The organism is Aeromonas sp. ASNIH2 (genome assembly GCF_002934795.1).
Classification (GTDB): domain Bacteria; phylum Pseudomonadota; class Gammaproteobacteria; order Enterobacterales; family Aeromonadaceae; genus Aeromonas; species Aeromonas caviae.
In genome coordinates, this window is sequence record NZ_CP026406.1 from 146,568 (window position 1) to 161,841 (window position 15,274).

Sequence of the window (15,274 nt, forward strand, 5' to 3'; positions counted from 1 at the left end):
ACGTAGGCTTCTGCTCACTCGGCCTTGTCCAGAGCGGCAAGCACCTCGCCGGGCAAGCATTTCTCCCAGCCCCACAAGAGGAGCAGCAACAAGGTAGCGTCGTCGAGCCAGCCAAGGAGAGGCACCACATCGGGGACAACGTCCACCGGGCTGATGCCATAGAGCAGAATAAGGATCACCAGCCCCTTCGCCCACCAGGGCGTGCCTGGGTGGCGAAAGCCTTGATAGAGGCGGCGCAAACGCCGCCAGATGAGCCAGCGTCTGGTGCTCATGACTCGATCAGCTCGCCGCGCAGCCGCTGGATCTGATCCCGCAGCGCCGCCGCCTGTTCGAACTCCAGATCCCGCGCATGCTGGAACATCTGCTCTTCCATCCGCTTGATCTCCTTGCTGATCTCGCTGGCAGAGCGGGCATGGTACTCCCCTTGCGGTTCGGCAGCCTTGCGACTCCCCTTGCCCGCCTTGCCCGCCGTGCGGCTGCCCCCCATGTCCATCACATCGCCGATGGCCTTGTTGAGCCCCTTCGGCACGATGCCGTGTTCCAGGTTGTGGGCGTGTTGCAGGGCGCGGCGCCGCTCGGTCTCTTCGATCGCAACCTTCATGGAGTTGGTGATGGTATCCCCGTAAAGGATCACCTTGCCGTTGAGGTTGCGCGCTGCCCGGCCGATGGTCTGGATGAGGGAGCGGGTGGAACGCAGGAAGCCCTCTTTATCCGCATCCAGAATGGCCACCAGGGAGACTTCCGGCATGTCGAGTCCTTCGCGCAGCAGGTTGATGCCCACCAAGACGTCGAACTTGCCAAGGCGCAGGTCGCGGATGATTTCCACCCGCTCCACGGTATCAATATCCGAGTGCAGATAGCGCACCCGTACCTCGTGATCCGCCAGGTATTCGGTCAAGTCCTCCGCCATCCGCTTGGTCAGTGTCGTGACCAGCACCCGCTCCTCCACCGCCACCCGCTTGCGGATCTCGGAGAGCAGATCGTCCACCTGGGTGCTGACCGGCCGCACTTCCACCTCAGGATCGAGCAGGCCGGTGGGACGCACCACCTGCTGCACCACGTCACCGCCTGACTTCTCCAGCTCGTAGGGGCCGGGGGTCGCCGAGACGAACACCGTCTGGGGCATCAGCGCCTCGAACTCGTCGAACTTGAGGGGCCGGTTGTCCAGCGCCGAGGGAAGGCGGAAGCCGTACTCCACCAGGGTCTCCTTGCGGGATCTGTCCCCTTTGAACATGGCGCCGATCTGCGGCACCGTGACGTGGGATTCGTCGATGATGAGCAGGCCGTCCCCCGGCAGGTAGTCAAACAGGGTGGGCGGCGGCTCACCCGGTGCGCGGCCGGAGAGGTAGCGGCTGTAGTTCTCTATACCGGAGCAGTAACCCAGCTCCTGCATCATCTCCATGTCGAACTGGGTGCGTTGGCTGATGCGCTGCTCCTCCACCAGCTTGTTGAGGTTCATCAGCTGCTCGCGCCGCCCCTTGAGCTCCTCCTTGATGTGCTCGATGGCACCCAGAATGGTCTCCCGCGGGGTGGCGTAGTGGGTCTTGGGGTAGATGGTGTAACGCACCACCGTCTGCTCGATGGCGCCGGTCAAGGGATCGAACAGGGAGAGGCGTTCTACCTCTTCATCAAACAGCTCCACCCGCAGGGCCAGCTTGTCCGATTCGGCGGGGTAGATGTCGATCACCTCCCCCCGCACCCGGAAGGTGCCGCGCTGGAAGGCCATGTCGTTGCGGGTGTACTGCAGTTCGGCGAGGCGGCGCAGGATATCCCGCTGATTGATCACGTCCCCCACTTTGAGGTGCAGCATCATGCTGAGGTAGGCCTGGGGATCCCCCAGACCATAGATGGCCGATACCGAGGCGACGATCACCACGTCGCGCCGCTCCAGCAGCGCCTTGGTGGCTGACAGCCGCATCTGCTCGATGTGATCGTTGATGGAGGCATCCTTCTCGATGAAGGTGTCCGTGGTCGGCACATAGGCTTCGGGCTGGTAGTAATCGTAATAAGAGACGAAATACTCCACCGCGTTGTCGGGGAAGAACTCCTTCATCTCCCCATAGAGCTGGGCCGCCAGGGTCTTGTTGGGGGCCAGGATCATGGTGGGACGATTAAGAGTCGCGATGACGTTGGCCATGGTAAAGGTCTTGCCCGAACCGGTCACCCCGAGCAGGGTCTGGTGGGCCAGTCCCGACTCGATGCCATCGAGCAGCTGGGCGATGGCCCTCGGCTGATCCCCGGCGGGTTGAAACTGGCTGGCCAACTGGAATAACTTGCTCATGACGACTCCCGGCAAAAAACGGCAAGGGAGCAGTGTACCCCGAGTTGAAGGAGCTGGGTATCCGCTCACCCTCCCTGATGGCTATTGACCCTGAAATACGACCTCTGTATGATGCACCTCCTTGCCTGATGTTCCCCCGTAGTTCAGTCGGTAGAACGGCGGACTGTTAATCCGTATGTCACTGGTTCAAGTCCAGTCGGGGGAGCCAATTCCTCACCATCTCGGTGCAAGTTATCCACTTTAGTGCTTTCCTCTTCCAATTTTAATGCACAAGCCCTCCCCTGCGGCCTGACTCCCTTTTGATCTCCCGTTACTGACCAGCAGCGTTTTGTTCTGCTGCGTATAACTATTTGATTTTTATAGAAACAATTTATTGCAGGTATTTTTTGAACAGTCCTTGCAGCCCAGTATTGGCGCGGCTTTCAGCCTGATCGCCAAGTTTCATAAACAGGGTTATCCACAGTTTCTGTGGGTAACTTGACCAAAGCCACGGTTCATCTGGGCTGGCAGCCATTGTCCCCGGTTTGCGATGGCTGCCCCCGCTCTTCCCCATTTTCTGCTGTTTTTCCCTTCCCCCCTAAATGGGATGAATCGACTCGCGGTGCTGCCTGTGGGGGATTTTTTTTCGCTATGCCGCGTCCTGCGGGTCAGCCCTCGCCGGATGAGTCATGAGTCTCTTTTGTTACCCTTCAATTTCCTCAGTGGAAAATGCTGAAAAACATGCCCGTTTGCTCCCCATGCAGCAGGTAATAAATTGTCCACAGGAGCGTCATCCCCTCTCTGCTCGACAGCATATTTCACTCATTGACAGCGGGCCTTGCAGCGTAAAATAGAGGTGTTTTCCCCAGCCCCCCCTCGCATCCCTATCTTCATCGAAGAGACCAGCACTTAACTGGCTGTTAATCCGCTTTGGCGCTTCTTTCTTGATACAGGATCCGGCACAATATCGGCCTCACTTTTATCCTCGGTTTTTCCGGGCATGACCATAGATTTCGTGACACTGCTACATCAAAGCGACTCCCTGCTGCTGTTCGTGGTACTAGCCTTCGGGCTGCTGCTGGGCAAGGTACGCATCGGCAACTTCCAGATAGGCAACACCATAGGCGTGCTCTTCACCGCCCTGCTGTTTGGCCAGATGGGATTCCAGTTTTCCACCTCCACTGAAAACGTCGGCTTCATGCTGTTCATCTTCTGTGTGGGAATTGAAGCGGGGCCGCACTTTTTCAGCGTCTTCCTTCGCGACGGCATCCACTACATCACCCTGACCCTGGTGATCCTGCTGTCGGCCCTGCTGCTGACCGTGGGGCTCGCCAAGTTCTTTAATCTGGGGCCCGGCATGGCCGCCGGCATTCTGGCAGGTTCCCTCACCTCCACGCCGGCCCTGGTGGGGGCGCAGGACGCCCTGCGAAGCGGATTGCTCAACCTGCCCCACCAGACCGACATGCAGTCGGTGCTGGACAACATGGGCATCGGCTACGCCCTGACCTACCTGGTGGGGCTGGTGGGGCTGATGCTGGTGGTGCGCTACCTCCCCTCCCTGGCCAGGCTGGATCTCAATACCGAAGCGCAGAAGATTGCGCGCGAGCGGGGGCTGTCCGACAGCGAGAGCCGCAAGACCTATCTGCCCATCATCCGCGCCTATCGGGTCGGCCCAGAGCTCGCCGCCTGGATCGGGGGGCGTACCCTGCGGGAGACCGGCATCTATCCCCACACCGGCTGCTATGTGGAGCGCATTCGCCGCAACGGCATCCTGGCGAGCCCCGACGGTGATGCCGTCATTCAGGAAGGGGACGAGATAGCTCTGGTGGGCTACCCCGAGAGCCACGAGAAGCTCGACGTCAACTACCGCAACGGCAAAGAGGTGTTCGATCGCAACCTGCTTGACCTCCAGATCGTCACCGAAGAGATCGTGGTGAAGAACGATGCCGTGGTGGGTCGCCACCTGGTGGAGCTCAACCTCACCGAGAAGGGGTGCTTCCTGAACCGGGTGGTGCGCTCCCAGATCGAGATGCCGTTCGATCGCAATATCATGCTGCAAAAGGGTGACGTGCTGCAGATCAGCGGCGAGAAGCAGCGGGTCAAGCTGCTGGCCAACAAGATCGGCTTCATCAGCATCCACAGCCAGACCACGGATCTGGTGGCCTTTGCCACCTTCTTCGTGCTGGGGCTGCTCATCGGCTCCGTCTCCCTGGTGTTCGGCCAGATAGAGTTCGGCCTCGGCAATGCCGTCGGCCTGCTGCTGGCGGGGATCCTGATGGGCTACCTGCGGGCCAACCACCCCACGGTGGGCTATGTGCCGCCGGGGGCCCTGCGCCTTGCCAAGGATCTCGGGCTCGCTGTCTTCATGGTGAGTACCGGCCTCAAGGCGGGGGGCGGCATCCTTGATCACCTGAGCGAAGTGGGGATGGTGGTGCTCTTCTCCGGCATGCTGGTGACCACCTTGCCGGTGCTGGTAGGCTACCTGTTCGGTGTCTGGGTGCTCAAAATGAACCCAGCCCTGCTGCTCGGCGCCATCACGGGCGCACGTACCTGCGCCCCGGCCATGGACGTGGTGAACGAAGCGGCCAACAGCTCCATCCCGGCGCTCGGCTATGCCGGCACCTATGCGGTGGCCAACGTCATGTTGACCCTGGCGGGCTCCTTCATCATCGGCTTCTGGTTCTAGCCAAACGGGCCCGCAACACGCAGAAAAAGAGGAGCCTCGGGGCTCCTTTTTTCATGGGCGGGCACTCCTGGATGGAATAGTGGAAATCGTGCTATGGGGCCATCTCTATCAAACCCAATAAGCTAAATCACCCACAAGGCGCCACTTACACTCAATAAAACGAGCGAGGTGTAAGTGATGAAACGCGCATGGATGGTCGTGATCTGGTGGTTCTGCTCCCTGACGCCAGCCTGGGGGGCCGAATCCGGCAAGCAGGTGGCCCCCGAGGCAGAGACGGAGAAAAGCGCCCTGAGCTTTGAGGGGGACGAGCTTGCCAGACCCAGGCTGGGAGATCTCGACGTCATGCTGGAGCAGCGCACCATCCGAGTGCTCACCACCTACAACAAGACGGGGTTCTTCATCACCAAGGGCGTGCAGCGGGGCGTCACCTACGATGCCTTCATGCAGGTGGAAAAGCGTCTCAACGAACAGTTGCGCAAGCAAAAGGCGATCAAGCGCCACCTCAAGGTGCACTTCGTCTTCATTCCCGTGGCCCGGGAAGCGCTGCTGAGCTCCCTCATCGAGGGCAAAGGCGACATCGCCGCCGCCAATCTCACCATCACGGACAAGCGCAAGAAGCAGGGTATCGCCTTCACCGATCCCCTGCTTGAAAACGTGCGGGAGCTGCTCGTCTCCGGCCCCCTCTCCCCCAAGGTGGAAAGCGCCGCCGATCTCGGGGGCCAGCGCGTCTTCGTGCGCCCCTCCTCCAGCTACTACGAGTAGCCTCATGGCCTACAACCAGGCCCGCAAGTCGGCGGGAGAGCCCCTCATCGACCTCCAACCCGCCTCGGAGGTACTCGAAGATGAAGATCTGGTGGAGATGGTGAACGCAGGCCTGCTCCCCTTCATCGTCATGGACGAGCACAAGGCCCGCTTCTGGCAAAAGATTTTCCCCGGAATCACCATTCACGACGCCCCCGTGTTCCGGGAAGGGGGCGTCATCGCCTGGGCGGTGCGCAAGGAGAGCCCCCAGTTGCTCGCCATGCTCAACGAGCAGATCAAGGCGCTGCGCGGCAAGGCGACGGGGGATGAGATCCTGGCCCGTTATCTCAAGCAGAACAAGTTCGTCAAAAGCGCCGCCGCCGAGGCGGAGCGCAAGAAATTCCTGCAGGTGGTCGAGCTGTTCCGTGAATATGGCGAACGCTATGACATGGACTGGCTGCTGATGGCGGCCCAGGGCTACCAGGAGTCCGCCCTCAACCATCATGCCCGTAGCCATGTGGGCGCCATCGGCATCATGCAGATCATGCCCGCCACCGGCAAGGGGCTGAAGGTCGGCGACATCCGCCAGCTCGAGCCCAATATTCACAGGGGCGTCAAATACATGCGCTGGATGATCGATCACTACTATGCGGACGAGCCCATGACCGCCCTCGACAAGGCCCTCTTCTCGTTCGCCTCCTACAATGCCGGCCCCGCCCGGGTAGCCAGGCTCCGTGCCGAGGCCAGGAAACGGGGGCTGGATCCCAACGTCTGGTTCCACAATGTCGAGTACGTGGCGGCAGAGAAAATCGGCCCCGAGACGGTCACCTATGTGGGCAACATCTACAAGTACTACATCGCCTACAAGCTGGTGTTGACATCCTCCCCCACCTTAGCGCTTCGCGTCACAGGAGGGGGATTCCCATTACTGGGTGATAGCTGCTCGCGCAGTACCGGGTTCCTGCTTCATCGGGCGGCCTGATTGCACCGCGCCTCCACAGGCTAAAACGGCGTGTCCCGCCGCTAAAATATTGCGAGCGCCGTTCACATCGGCGTTCGCCTCATAACCACACGCAGCGCATTTAAACTGGCTTTGCGTCTGGCGGTTATCCTTCGCAGTATGCCCACAACAGGCGCACTGCTGGCTCGTGTAGGCCGGGTTTATCGCCAACACCTGACCACCTCGCCATGCCTGCTTGTATTCGAGCTGGCGGCGCAGCTCAAACCAGCCCTGATCTAATATCGAACGATTCAGCCCTGATTTTGCCCGGACGTTGCGCCCCGGCTGACTGGTCGTGCCCGCTGCTGATTTTGACATGCTGGCAACCTTCAAATCCTCAATGACGATCATCGCGTGGTTTTTGCTGATAGTCGTTGTGACCTTGTGAAGGTAATCGCGGCGGGTGTTGGCGATATGTGAGTGCAGCCGCTGGATCTTGGCTTTTTGTTTCTTCCAGTTGCTGCTGAACTTTACCTTTTTGCTCAACTGGCGTTGGAGCCTTGCCAGCTTGGTCTGATTGGTTTTGAAGCTGTTGACGGGCTCAAACACCGTGCCATCTGACAGGGTTGCGAGCTTGGCGATCCCCGCATCCAGCCCGACCATTGAGCCGGAGGGGTGAATTGGCTCAAGCGTCTCCTGCTCGACCTGAAAGGAGATATACCAGTGCCCGGCTGCTTGGCTGACGGTCGCGTTTTTAATTTTTCCTTCAACTGGCTGGGACTGGCGAAACTTGACCCACGCCAGCCCGGCAGGAAGCTTCACGCGACCTTTTTCAAGGCGGCAAAACTTGTCAAAGTTGACGAAGCGGATTGAGTCGCGGTTGTCGCTTTTCTTCTTGAAAACGGGAGCCTTGGCGGCGAGTTTTTTATCAAAGCAGCGCATCCACGCGCCGTGCAAGTCTTTGAGTTTCTGCTGGAGGTTGTCGGTATATGCCTCGGTCAGAAAGGCCATTTCTGGGTCTTTCTTCCAACTGGTGAGCATCCGGTTCAGCTCAAAGGCAGAAGGTAGTTTTTCGCCAGCATCCAGAATGCGCTTTGTCTCTGCCAGCCCGTGATTCCAGACATAACGAGCACAACCGCCCAACTGGCGCAGGCGTTGCGCTTGTTGGGCGGTCGGTTCGAGTCGGAACTTGTAGGCTTTCAGAATTTGCATTTATCGCTCAGTGTGTAGCATTATTGCCATATCTATTAAGCCCGATTGAGTGACAGAATGCAATTCACTAAAATTAATAAATCACGCCATGCGGCCTACGTTTTGCACGTACACTTGGTGTTTATCACCAAGTATCGAAAGCCGATATTGGGGGAACTGCATCACACCTCCTTCGGTCAGTGTGCGGCAGAGGTTTGCAGAGATTTTGGTGCGGAACTGAAAGAGTGTGACGGAGAGGCTGATCATGTTCACATGCTGATAGAGTACGGCCCAACAGTGCAGCTATCGGTACTGGTGAACTCGTTAAAGGCGGTCACATCAAGGCGACTGCGTAATGAATTTCTGGACTTGAGAGGTGCTTACAGCAAACCCGTACTCTGGTCACGCTCTTACTTTGCGGGCTCTTGCGGCGGTGCGCCGTTAGAGGTGATCAAGCAATACATTCAAAACCAGCGGGGCTGACGCCCCGGCGAAATTCCTCTCCCACCTACGTCGGAGGGAGTCCCCTTTCGCATTTAAGATGGAGCAGGTGGCTCTGCGCCAGCAGGCGAGCGATGCCCTGAAACAGGAGGCGAAGGAGGACATCAGCACATCGGCGGCGAAACCGACCCAGTGATCCTTGCCGGACGAGGCGCTCACGGGCGCCTCGTTTCTATACGCGCCCCCCTCTTCGGCCCATGACCAGAATGAACACAATGGCCACAACAGCCTTAATAGCCATTACGGTCAGATTGTTTTCCAGTCAGACATGATTAATTAACCTTCTTGCAACAATCACAAGGAGAGCACCATGTTGCAAGGAACCTTCAAGCGTACCCTGATCGGTAGTCTGCTCGCACTGAGCGTCGGCGCCCACGCCCAGATCAACGAAGTCCACTTCCTGATCCCGGGCGGCGCTGGCGGCGGCTGGGATACCACGGCCCGCGGCACCGGTGAAGTGCTGGCCAAGTCCGGTCTGGTCAAGACCGTCTCCTACCAGAACATGTCCGCCGGTGGCGGCGCCAAGGCCATCGCCCACCTCATCGAGACCTCGGCCCAGTCCGACAAGACTCTGATGGTCAACTCCACCCCCATCATCGTCAAATCCCTCTCCAAGGAGCTGCCCCAGTCCTTCCGTGATCTGACGCCGGTGGCCGCCATCATCGCCGACTACCAGGCGCTGGCGGTGAAGGCGGACTCCCCCTATCAGAACTGGGCCCAGCTGCTGGCCGCCTACGAGGAGAACCCGGCCAAGGTGAAGATTGCCGGGGGTTCCGCCCGTGGCAGCCTGGATCACCTGGTCGCCGCCCTGACCTTCAAGAATGCCGGCGCCGACGCCAGCAAACTGCGCTACGTCGCCTACGATGCCGGCGGCAGCGCCATGGCCGCCGTGCTGGCCGGAGAGACCCAGGCCATCTCCACCGGCTTTGGCGAGGCGATGGAAGCGGTCAAGTCAGGCCAGATGCGGATCCTCGGGGTCACTTCCGACAAACGCCTGCCGGGGGCGGAGCAGATCCCCACCTTCAGCGAGCAGAACAACCCCACCGTCTTCGCCAACTGGCGCGGTTACTTCGCCTCCCCCACCATCAGCCCGGAGAAATCCGCCGAGTTTGCCGCCCTGCTCAAGCAGATGTACGACAAGCCGGAGTGGGAAGTGGTCCGCACCCGCAACAGCTGGACCAACCTCTACAAGTCGGGTCCCGAGTTCACCGCCTTCCTCGACGGCCAGGAGCAGCAGATCGGCGGCCTGATGCGCGAGCTCGGCTTCATCAAGTAACCCTCGTTGTCACATCGCAGGCGGGCGCAGGCCCGCCGCCCATGTTGGAGTCAAGAGATGAACATCACCAAGGAGCGACTGGGGGGCCTGCTGTTTCTGCTGCTCTCCCTCACCTATGGCTACTACGCCACCGAGATACCGGGCTACCCCGGCGACGAATACGAACCCTTCACCGCCAGTACCCTGCCCTATGCCCTGGCAGGGATCGGGACGCTGCTCTCCCTGCTGCTGGTGCTCTTCCCCGGGGGCGAGCCCCTGCGCCGGGAAGAGGGAGACTGGCGCCGGGTCTTCATCCTGCTCGGGCTCATGGTCATTTACGGATTGGGGCTCACCTGGTTTGGCTTCGTGCTCTCGACCATCGCCTTCCTGAGTGTGGGCATCCGGGTGCTCGGTGAGCCCAGTCTGCGCTACGGCCTGATGATCAGCGTCCCCTTCTCCATCGGTTTCTGGGCCCTGCTCACCAAGGGGCTCAACGTCTATCTGGAGCCGGGTCGCCTGTTCACCCTGCTCGGTTTCTAAGGAGTCACCATGTTAGACGGAATCTTGCAAGGACTCGGCACTGCACTGCTGCCGGTCAACCTGATGATGGTGGTGCTTGGCTGCTTCATCGGCACCTTTATCGGCATGTTGCCGGGCCTTGGCCCGGTCACCGCCATCGCCCTGATGATCCCCATCACCTATGGCCTGGATCCCTCCTCCGGCATCATCTTGATGGCGGGGGTCTATTACGGCGCCATCTTCGGGGGCTCCACCTCCTCCATCCTGATCAACGCCCCCGGCTGCTCCGCCACCGTGGTCACCGCCTTCGACGGCTATCCCCTGGCCTGCAAGGGACAGGCGGGCAAGGCGCTGGCCATCGCCGCCTACGCCTCCTTCACCGGCGGCACCCTCTCCGCCATCATGCTGATGGTGGCGGCGCCCCTGCTGGCCAAGGTCTCCCTCTCCTTCCAGTCGGCGGACTACTTCGCCCTCATGGTGCTGGGCCTCTCCGCCGTGGCAGCCTTTGCCGGCAAGGGGCAGGTGCTCAAAGCGCTGATCATGGCGCTGTTCGGCATCATGATCTCCACCATCGGCATCGACCGCAGCGTCGGGGTAGACAGGTTCACCTTCGGGTTGCCGGATCTGCGTGACGGCTTCTCCTTCCTGCTGCTGGCCATGGCCACCTTTGCCCTCGCGGAGATCCTGATGGCGGTGCTGCGCCCCGGCAAGGACAACAGCGAGGAAGAGGCCAGGCAGATGCAGCAGCTCGGCAGCCTCAAGCTCAGCAAGGAAGAGGTCAGAGAGATAGCGCCCCCCATCGCCCGCTCCTCGGTGCTGGGCTTTCTCATCGGCGTGCTGCCGGGAGCCGGCGCCACCATCGCCGCCTTCATGGCCTATGGCACCGAGCGCAACATCGCCGGCAAACAGCGCCAGGAGCAGTTCGGCAAGGGCAGCCTGCGCGGTCTGGCCGCCCCGGAAGCGGCCAACAACGCCGCCTCCACCGGCTCCTTCGTGCCCCTGCTGACCCTGGGGATCCCGGGCTCCGGCACCACGGCCCTCATCCTGGGCGCCCTGGTGGCCTACGGCATCCAGCCGGGCCCGCGTCTGTTCATGGAGCATCCGGACGTCTTCTGGTCGGTGATCATCTCCATGTATCTGGGCAACGTGGTGCTGTTGATCCTGAACCTCCCCCTCATCCCCTACCTGGCCCGGGTACTGGCGGTGCCGCGCCCCGTGCTCATCCCCATGGTGCTGCTGTTCTCCCTGACCGGGGTCTATCTGGTCTCCTTCAACACCATGGACATCCATGTGATGGCCATCGTTGCACTGATCGCCATCGGCCTGCGCCTGCTCACCTTCCCCATGGCCCCCATGCTGCTCGGTTTCATCCTGGGGGGTATGCTGGAGGACAACCTGCGCCGGGCCCTGGTGATCAACGACGGCAGCCTGAGCTTCCTGTGGGAGCGCCCCATCACCCTCGCCTTCACGGTGATCACCCTGACCATGTTGCTGCTGCCCGTCTGGCAGTGGTGGCAGGCTCGCCGGGCCCCCAAGGGGGAGCTTGCCACCAGCCACTGAATCGATGAGCCTCTGCCACCTCTGAACCCTGCCCCATCACGCGTAGAGACCTTGATGCCCACGGGAAGCAAATCCTGACAAAAAGAGCGCCGAAAGGCGCTCTTTTCTTGTCTGGACGACAGGTTCCGGACGACCGGATCACGGCTTGCGGTAACGCCGCTCCGGCCGCCCGACGGTGCCATATTCGAGCTCGGGGCTCGCCAGTTGCTGCCCCACCAGAAATTCCAGATAGCGGCGCGCCGTGGTCCGGCTCACCCCTATCCGGCAGCCTATCTCCTCGGCACTGGCGGCCTCCGGAGTCAGGGCCGTCAGCACCCGCTGCAGGGTGAGAGCATCGATGCCCTTGGGCAGTCCCTCTGCCGCCACCTGCTGCAACGGCGTACCGAACAGGGTGTCCACCGCCTGCTGGTCGATGTCGGCCAACGCCGCCAGGGCGGCGATGCTCTGACGGTACTTCTCCAGGGTGTCGCGCAGCCGCTCGAACACCACGGGCTTCAAAATGAAATCCACCACCCCGAGGCGCATCGCCTCCTGCAGGGCAGCGGCTTCCCGCGCCGCGGTGAGCAGGATCACATCCAGACTCGCCCCCGCCTGGCGCAGCTCTCTCAATAGCGAGAACCCCTCTCCATCGGGCAACCAGACATCCAGCAGCACCAGATCGGGTTTGAGGATCCCTATCTGCTCCCTGGCATCGAACAGGGTGAGCGCCACCCCCAGCACCTCGAAACCGGCGAGGCGCTGCACGAAGCGGCGGTGGATCTCGGCAATGGCGGGATCATCCTCGACGATCAGGATCTTGATCACTTACACCTCCTTGGGAATGTAACAGACGACGCAACTTCCCTGCGTCGTGGCTTCGATGGTGATCTCCCCCTGCAGGGCATCCAGGGTCTTGCGCACCAGGGAGAGCCCGATACCGTGTCCTGGCTCGGGCTTGCTACTGACCCCCTGTTCGAACAACCTGTCCGCCAACTGCGGGTCGATGCCGCCAGCCCCGTCTTCCACCTCCAGCACCAGATCCTGCCCCAGATCGCTCAGGGAAACCCGGATGGGCTGATAGGGCGCACCGTGGCGGCGGGTCGCCTCGAAGGCGTTGTCGATGAGGTTGCCCAGCACCGTTACCAGCTGGGAACCGCTGACACGGGCAGGAATGTCGTGCAGACGGGCATCGGGATCGATCACGAGCTCAAGACCGAGTTCGTGGGCCCTGTGGTATTTGCCGAGCAGCAGCCCCGCCACCTTGGGTTTGGCGATGGCCCCCATCAGGAAGCCGAGCAGGGTCTGCTCGGTGGCCGCCTCCCGCCCGATGAAGGCGAGCGCCTCCCGGGTGGCCCCGAGCTCAATGAGGCCAGCGATGGTCCCAAGCTGGTTGTTGTGCTCGTGGGTCTGCACCCGCAGCAGATCGCTGTAGGCCTGCACCTGGGAGAGCTGGGCACTGAGTTCCGCCAGCTCGTCCTTGCGCCGAAAGCTCGACACGGCGCCGATCAGCTTGCCCTCGCGCACCAGCGGCAACCGGTTGACGATGAGGGACTGGCCGTTGAGCACGATCTCCTCGTCAAACTGGGGGGTCTGCTCTTGCAGGATGGAGAGCATGCGACTGCCCGGCAGCAGGTGACCGATGGGCTGTCCAATAGCGGCCCGGGCAGTGGTGTCGTCCAGGCGCAGCAGCTTGATGCCGTTGGGGTTCAGAGAGGTGAGGCGCCCTTGCTCGTCGATGGTGAGGATCCCCTCGCGCACCGTGCGCAGGGTACAGTCTAGCTCCGCATAGAGACGCCCCATCTGCTCGGGTTCAAAGCCGAAAATCGCCTTCTTGTAGCGCCGGGCCAGCCAGGCGGCGGCGACACTGTTGAGCAGCACGATGAGCAAGGTCATGGCCAGGCCGAAGCGCAAATAGTCCTGCAGATCCGCATCGATGTCCCGCACCAGATAGCCGACCGACACCACCCCGATGATCTTGCCCATCTCGTCACGGATGGGCCCCTTGCCGCGCACCGAGACCCCGAGGGACCCCTGGGCCCTGGAGATATAGGCCTCCCCCTGCAGGGCACGCTCGGGATCATCACCCACCATGGGTTTGCCAATCCGGTCCGCATTGGGGTGCGCCAGGCGGCGTGCCTGCCTGTCCCCGATGACGATGTAGCTGGCCCCGACCTCGGCGCGGATCCGCTCCACCAGGGCATTGAGGCGGACCGTATCCGCCCGCTTCACCCCGGCGATGACGCCGGACTCCCGCGCCACCAGCCGTGCCACATCCAGGGCCTGATCCCCCACCTCACGGTAGCGCTGCTCGGCGACATAGTAGTAGCTGGCCCCGCTCAGCAACACCAGTTGCAGCAGACTGACCAGACAGAGAATGAGCAGGAAGCGTCCTTGCAACCCGAGCCTCATGCCTCCTTGTCGCCTCGCAACAAGTCGAGCAGCAGACTGCCATCGCGCAGGGCCTTGTGCACCTGCACCGAGGTGGGTTTGGTGGGATCTTCGTAGAAGTGGGTGGATTCAATCTGCAGGCGCACCAGGTACTCGGCGGGCAACTGGCTTGCCAGGGACTGGTGCAACATGGGGAAGAGCAGTCGATCGGCCCGGGTGATCTCCCCCCCGAGCAGCAGCTTGCCCGGATTGAGCAGGCAGATGAGGTTCGCCAGCACCCGGGAGAGGCGGCCTGCTGCCTGGTGCAGGATGTCCTGACACAGGCTGTTGCCGGCCAGCGCCAGCTCGCACAGCTCGCGTATGGTGACGCTTTCGGGCAGATCGAACTCCTGCATCCGTTCGCGCAGCTCCCGATATTGCGCCTCCAGCGCCTGATTGGTCACGAGGGTGCAGGCGCAGCCGAAGCCACCGCAGTAGCAGCGCTGGCCATAGGGTTCGAGCTGCAGGTGGCTGAGATCCCCGAGCAGAGCCGACTCGCTCTCGATGAGCTGGCCATTGACCACCATGCCGACCCCGATGTCGTTGTGCACGAACACCAGCACCGCATCCGAGCAGTTCCTGGCGGCGCCCCACTCCCGCTCGGCCTGGATCCAGGTGCGCACGTCGCCGCTCACCAGCACGGGTACCGAGAAGGCTTCCTGCAGGGTGGGACCGAGGGGCCAGTTGCGCAGATCGTAATAGGGAAAATGCTTGACCATGCCGGAGTGGCGCTCCACCTGGCCGGGCAGGCAGAGGGCGATGCAGGCCAGACGCAGCGCCTTCTTGGGCAAAAAGCCCTCGATGGCCCGCACCAGGCTGGCCAGCAGCTCGGCACGCTCCGCCTCGTTGAAGACATGGCGATGGCGTGCCAGGGAGTGACCCGCGAGATCGAACAGGGCCATGTCCACATAGCCGCGCCCCAGGCGCATGGAGAGAAACTGGAAGCGGCGCTCGTTGATGCGCAGCAGGGTCTGGCGACGGCCACGCCCCACCGAGCTCTCGCCGCAGGTGACCACCAGGCCGCCGTCCAGCAGCTCGCGGGTGATCTTGGTGATGCTGGCCGGCGACAGGCCGGTCAGACGGGACAGATCGGTACGGGACAGCTCCTTGTGCTCCTCCAGGCTGGCATACACCAGGCCGTAGTTGAGCTGACGGATCAAATCGATACTGCCTTTCACGATCTCATTCATAGGGTTGGGGCTAACGAAAGGAACG

Annotated in this window: 11 protein-coding genes, 1 tRNA gene and 1 pseudogene; 7 read left to right on the forward strand and 6 right to left on the reverse strand. The window is 61.7% G+C overall.

The window, feature by feature from the left end:
- Positions 1-14: 14 nt before the first annotated feature.
- On the reverse strand, positions 15-272 hold the full coding sequence (locus C3F36_RS00740) for a DUF1232 domain-containing protein (protein ID WP_041215068.1): 258 nt from the start codon (positions 270-272) through the stop codon (positions 15-17).
- On the reverse strand, positions 269-2,281 hold the full coding sequence (gene uvrB / locus C3F36_RS00745) for an excinuclease ABC subunit UvrB (RefSeq protein ID WP_052814371.1): 2,013 nt from the start codon (positions 2,279-2,281) through the stop codon (positions 269-271). Before uvrB ends, C3F36_RS00740 begins: the two co-directional genes overlap by 4 nt.
- 132 nt (positions 2,282-2,413) lie before the next feature.
- On the opposite strand from uvrB, the gene C3F36_RS00750 reads away from it, so the two are divergent.
- The 3 genes and pseudogenes from C3F36_RS00750 (at position 2,414) to C3F36_RS00765 (ending at position 6,669) form a co-directional block, all read left to right on the forward strand.
- Positions 2,414-2,489 (forward strand) — tRNA-Asn (locus C3F36_RS00750).
- A 771-nt stretch (positions 2,490-3,260) separates the two neighbouring features.
- A complete protein-coding gene (locus C3F36_RS00760) occupies positions 3,261-4,946 on the forward strand; it encodes an aspartate:alanine antiporter (RefSeq protein WP_029314601.1) in 1,686 nt (561 codons plus the stop codon).
- A gap of 177 nt (positions 4,947-5,123) precedes the next feature.
- Positions 5,124-6,669 (forward strand): annotated as a pseudogene (locus C3F36_RS00765) (transglycosylase SLT domain-containing protein).
- Here C3F36_RS00765 and C3F36_RS00770 read toward each other — a convergent pair.
- Entirely contained in the window at positions 6,613-7,839 is a 1,227-nt protein-coding gene (locus tag C3F36_RS00770) for an RNA-guided endonuclease InsQ/TnpB family protein (RefSeq protein ID WP_104454260.1), read from the reverse strand. The pseudogene C3F36_RS00765 and the gene C3F36_RS00770 overlap by 57 nt on opposite strands.
- A gap of 57 nt (positions 7,840-7,896) precedes the next feature.
- Here C3F36_RS00770 and tnpA point away from each other — a divergent pair, with 57 nt between their 5' ends.
- The 4 genes from tnpA (at position 7,897) to C3F36_RS00790 (ending at position 11,653) form a co-directional block, all read left to right on the forward strand.
- On the forward strand, positions 7,897-8,301 hold the full coding sequence (tnpA, locus tag C3F36_RS00775) for an IS200/IS605 family transposase (protein ID WP_069785657.1): 405 nt from the start codon (positions 7,897-7,899) through the stop codon (positions 8,299-8,301).
- A 328-nt stretch (positions 8,302-8,629) separates the two neighbouring features.
- Entirely contained in the window at positions 8,630-9,595 is a 966-nt protein-coding gene (locus tag C3F36_RS00780; RefSeq protein WP_052815427.1) for a tripartite tricarboxylate transporter substrate binding protein, read from the forward strand.
- Positions 9,596-9,652: 57 nt separating this feature from the next.
- Positions 9,653-10,114 (forward strand): tripartite tricarboxylate transporter TctB family protein, encoded by a 462-nt coding sequence (locus C3F36_RS00785; RefSeq protein ID WP_052815428.1) that lies wholly within the window; start codon positions 9,653-9,655, stop codon positions 10,112-10,114.
- 9 nt (positions 10,115-10,123) lie between these two features.
- The gene (locus C3F36_RS00790; RefSeq protein WP_053288415.1) at positions 10,124-11,653 is read left to right on the forward strand and encodes a tripartite tricarboxylate transporter permease; all 1,530 of its coding nucleotides are present in this window, start codon (positions 10,124-10,126) and stop codon (positions 11,651-11,653) included.
- 138 nt (positions 11,654-11,791) lie between these two features.
- On the opposite strand, the gene C3F36_RS00795 is transcribed toward C3F36_RS00790, so the two are convergent.
- Genes C3F36_RS00795 through C3F36_RS00805 form a run of 3 tightly spaced genes read right to left on the reverse strand, consistent with a single transcriptional unit; the run spans position 11,792 to position 15,249 of the window.
- On the reverse strand, positions 11,792-12,457 hold the full coding sequence (locus tag C3F36_RS00795) for a response regulator (protein ID WP_052815430.1): 666 nt from the start codon (positions 12,455-12,457) through the stop codon (positions 11,792-11,794).
- Entirely contained in the window at positions 12,458-14,041 is a 1,584-nt protein-coding gene (locus C3F36_RS00800) for an ATP-binding protein (protein ID WP_052815431.1), read from the reverse strand.
- Positions 14,038-15,249 carry an ROK family transcriptional regulator gene (locus tag C3F36_RS00805; RefSeq protein ID WP_029314606.1) on the reverse strand — a complete coding sequence of 404 codons (1,212 nt, stop codon included), beginning with the start codon at positions 15,247-15,249 and terminating at the stop codon, positions 14,038-14,040. The genes C3F36_RS00800 and C3F36_RS00805 overlap by 4 nt, the downstream gene beginning before the upstream one ends.
- Positions 15,250-15,274 lie beyond the last annotated feature (25 nt).

Bases quoted from the DNA above. Each gene is read 5' to 3' on its own strand.
- C3F36_RS00740 (WP_041215068.1), bottom strand. From the start codon at position 272: ATGAGCACCAGACGCTGGCTCATCTGGCGGCGTTTGCGCCGCCTCTAT.
- uvrB (WP_052814371.1), bottom strand. From the start codon at position 2,281: ATGAGCAAGTTATTCCAGTTGGCCAGCCAGTTTCAACCCGCCGGGGAT.
- C3F36_RS00760 (WP_029314601.1), top strand. From the start codon at position 3,261: ATGACCATAGATTTCGTGACACTGCTACATCAAAGCGACTCCCTGCTG.
- C3F36_RS00770 (WP_104454260.1), bottom strand. From the start codon at position 7,839: ATGCAAATTCTGAAAGCCTACAAGTTCCGACTCGAACCGACCGCCCAA.
- tnpA (WP_069785657.1), top strand. From the start codon at position 7,897: ATGCAATTCACTAAAATTAATAAATCACGCCATGCGGCCTACGTTTTG.
- C3F36_RS00780 (WP_052815427.1), top strand. From the start codon at position 8,630: ATGTTGCAAGGAACCTTCAAGCGTACCCTGATCGGTAGTCTGCTCGCA.
- C3F36_RS00785 (WP_052815428.1), top strand. From the start codon at position 9,653: ATGAACATCACCAAGGAGCGACTGGGGGGCCTGCTGTTTCTGCTGCTC.
- C3F36_RS00790 (WP_053288415.1), top strand. From the start codon at position 10,124: ATGTTAGACGGAATCTTGCAAGGACTCGGCACTGCACTGCTGCCGGTC.
- C3F36_RS00800 (WP_052815431.1), bottom strand. From the start codon at position 14,041: ATGAGGCTCGGGTTGCAAGGACGCTTCCTGCTCATTCTCTGTCTGGTC.
- C3F36_RS00805 (WP_029314606.1), bottom strand. From the start codon at position 15,249: ATGAATGAGATCGTGAAAGGCAGTATCGATTTGATCCGTCAGCTCAAC.